The sequence below is a fragment of the uncultured Campylobacter sp. genome (genome assembly GCF_937997465.1).
Lineage (GTDB): Bacteria > Campylobacterota > Campylobacteria > Campylobacterales > Campylobacteraceae > Campylobacter_A.
Map to the genome: position 1 here is coordinate 1 of NZ_CALKTQ010000124.1, position 1,742 is coordinate 1,742.

At 39.4% G+C, this 1,742-nt stretch carries 2 protein-coding genes; both read right to left on the reverse strand.

Going from position 1 to position 1,742, the window contains the following annotated elements:
- Positions 1–697: 697 nt before the first annotated feature.
- Positions 698–1,294 carry a CDP-alcohol phosphatidyltransferase family protein gene (locus Q0546_RS03840; RefSeq protein WP_298790694.1) on the reverse strand — a complete coding sequence of 199 codons (597 nt, stop codon included), beginning with the start codon at positions 1,292–1,294 and terminating at the stop codon, positions 698–700.
- 221 nt (positions 1,295–1,515) lie between these two features.
- The coding region (locus Q0546_RS03845) for a hypothetical protein (protein WP_298790696.1) at positions 1,516–1,742 on the reverse strand (227 nt) is incomplete at its 5' end.

The following is a 1,742-nucleotide window of genomic DNA, read 5'->3' on the forward strand; positions in this document are numbered from 1 at the left end:
TCGCCTAATCAGCGGCGACGCGCAGGCGGATCTGAAATACTTCCTGGGCGAATAACCGTCGCTTGGGCAATCTTTACGGGCGCGCGAACGCTGCATAAAATAGCGCGCAGAATTTCTCGCGCGTCCAAAAATCCGCTCGCGCCCGCTAAATTTTAAAATTTCGGTTGGGCGACAAATTTCGTTTTACAACACGAGTATTACATAGTCTTTGCTTAATAAAAAGCGATCTCAACCACCAAACCTACACTCAAACGAAAATACCCGCTCGCCTTGGCAATGAGATAACTTTAGTAAAAACTGAATTTATAAATTTGATATGCTCGCCAAATTTAGTTTTTTGTACGGCTATCGCAAGCTCTTATTTTAAATTTGACTAGCTTGCATCGTCTATAAATTTGGCTATCTTTTTGATAAAGTTTTCCCACGACCATGCTACATTTTTCAGCTATTTTTTAAATAATTTATCTGAGTGCGGATTGCGATTTATTGCTTGCCTACTAAACCTATGCTAGTTTTATAAAACTTTTAAACCAAATTTGGCCGTACCGTAAACTACGCCAGATGTTATAGCATTGCAGCGGAATATTGTTTTGAGATTTATATCGTTTGATTTATGGGAGTCTAGGCATAAATTTGCACAAATGTATTATCGCATTTTTAATTAATTCCTCAAATTTATGCCACGTATTTTATTAAACTAGCTTTTTAACCCCATTCTAACGCGATTTATGCAGGTAAGTACAAGCAAAAGCGCCACCGCGTAAAGCGCCCAACTAAACCATGAGGGTAGCTGACCAAATACCGCATATATAGTGCCGATAAGCCCGAATACAAATGCGCGGTCGCTCTTGCCCATAGGTCCGTCGTAGCGCCTGCCGCTGCCGTGCACCTGCCCTAGGACACCTAAAAACTCACTCATAAAGGCTAGAAATATAACGAGCGAGATAACACCCCAGTCAAAAGGAGCCACAAAAGCAAACGGCAGATAAAGTGCAGTATCGGAGATAACGTCGGTAGCTTCGTTTAGATAGCCTCCTAGCGGCGTTTTTTGACTAAATTCGCGGGCTAGCATGCCGTCGATAGCATTTAAAGCCATACGTAAAAACATCCAAACAGGCAGCAAAAAAAACAAAGCAGAGACGTCGCCAAATTTGATTAGTAGTGCACCTAGTAAAATAGACAAAACGCAGGCTACTAATGTGACTTGATTTGCCGTAATGCCGGCATTATAAAGACGCTTTACTAGCGGACGAAGTAGGTTTTGAAATTTTGGTTTTAACTCGTAGATACTCATAATTCTCCAAGCAGTTTTAATTTAGCATTTTCTCCTAAAAATACTTGAATAAAGTTTAATTGCTGCTTGAGTACAATTTAAGACGCTTGCTAAAATTTTCACTTACTTCAATCTTTGGTAGGCATGCCTTATAGTATAAATGGGGCGTAGAGCCAGGATTGTACTGGTTTATATAAATCGATCAAACCAAGCAAACCAATCAAATGGAATAAAGGACAAAATTAAAACCAAATTTCCCTATTAGCCAAAGCAATAAATTCATAAAGCCAAAAACAAATTTGTAAAAAAATACAACAGATTACAAGGTAACCAAACCAAAGAATAAAGAATGTAAAATAAGGGATAAAAAGTATAAAGGAATAAAAACAAAGCCCGCAACGACCTACTTTCCCGACATCCCAGTAAGGGAGAGTATCATCAGCCAGGACGAGCTTAGCTTCTTGGTTCG